This is a genomic window from Cohnella thermotolerans DSM 17683, from assembly GCF_000429825.1.
Taxonomy (GTDB): Bacteria; Bacillota; Bacilli; order Paenibacillales; family Paenibacillaceae; genus Cohnella; species Cohnella thermotolerans.
This window is the reverse complement of the sequence record NZ_AUCP01000146.1, coordinates 1-1,431: the sequence shown is the minus strand read 5'-3', so window position 1 is coordinate 1,431 and position 1,431 is coordinate 1. Positions and strand designations below refer to the sequence as shown.

Sequence of the window (1,431 nt, the reverse complement as noted above, 5' to 3'; positions counted from 1 at the left end):
AAGCATGCGCTCATGAAGGAACGATAAAAAATACCCCTGACGACGATGGGTAAAAATGTGCGATTTTTTCGGGTAATATTGCTTGACGAAATACAATAATTTGGTGCCGCGCCATGGACTTCGGATGCTCGGCGATAAGCTGACCGCCGCAGTAAAAGCGCAGCGTGCCGTTCTTTTCGTCTTGTACTTCTATGACAGATCCGACATACGCAAAAGGCACTGAGTACCGATTAGCTTCGTATGACACGTAGCAGTCGGCGGCAACCTTGCGGTGGAAGCGATCCGCATACGCAAACGAGATTTCCGTGATCGGCTGCAGATTTTCATCCTTCAACAACTCCTGCGGTACCTGGAATGTCGTACCGTGAAGACGGTGATTCGCAACCGTATCGAGCCAGTGACGCGCCTTGGCATTTAAGTCATGCAATCCGTTAAACGTACGAACGCGCGGCCAGAAATTCTTGCGTACATACCCAACGCCGTTTTCTACTTTTCCCTTGGTACGCGCCCGATAAGGCTTACAGCGTCTTAGAACAAAGCCGTAGTGTTCTGCAAACCGGGCGAAACGCTCATTCCAGATGACTTCGCCTTTTTCGTCATGGCCGGCAACAACAGTTTTCATGTTGTCGTACAGGCATGTCTGCGTGATACCGCCAAAGTACTCGAACGCCCGGGTATGGCAGCCCATGAGCGTCTCGAGCCGCTCATCCTCCGTGAACTCTAAATACATTGCTCGCGAGTAGCCGAGCACCATGACGAATGCAAATAAGCGCTTGAATCCACCGTCTTGCTCTACTCGAAAATGCCCCCAGTCCACTTGCGCCTGCTGTCCAGGTTGCGTCTCGAATCGCTCCGTTGCTTTCGATTGAACAGATGGCCTGAGCGGCTGCATGAACAGCCGCAGAATCGTAATGCTCCCCGTATAGCCTCGTTCTTTGATCTCATCCAAAATGACTCGTGCATTCAGGCATCCTTCCGACATCCGATTTCGGATGTAGTCCTTGTAGCCATCCAACTTTCCCTCGATTGGCTTTCGCTCTGGATAACCCCCAGGCTGATCTTGCTCAAGCCATTTCCGGACGGTCTTCCGATCTCGACCCAGCTCCTCCGCAATTTGCGTAATATTCATCCCTCGTTGCTTCATGTCTTTCATACGAAAAAACTCCCCGTTTTTAATCAATCTCGACGCTCTCCTCTCGGAGAGAATGTCGGCTTTAGGTGGGGAATTTTCAACCGATGATATTGGGGATTTTACAACCGATCTTCACACATGAATTAGGACCGCGTTTTTTCAATACTTGCCACCATAGCACTCTCCTTTTTTCATTAGTATTAAGCAGTTGAGTCCGTATAATTGTGTAAAATGAAATATCTCCTAAAAAGTACTAGGAGCCATATTCAAATGTCCTCGGTTAGAATGGAGTTGACTAG

General features: G+C 49.1%; 1 protein-coding gene. It reads right to left on the bottom strand.

The genetic code is table 11. From position 1 onward, the window contains the following. Positions 1–10: 10 nt before the first annotated feature. Positions 11–1,153, bottom strand: a complete 1,143-nt coding sequence (istA, locus tag G485_RS27220) for an IS21 family transposase (RefSeq protein WP_156922472.1) — start codon at positions 1,151–1,153, stop codon at positions 11–13. Positions 1,154–1,431: the final 278 nt, after the last annotated feature.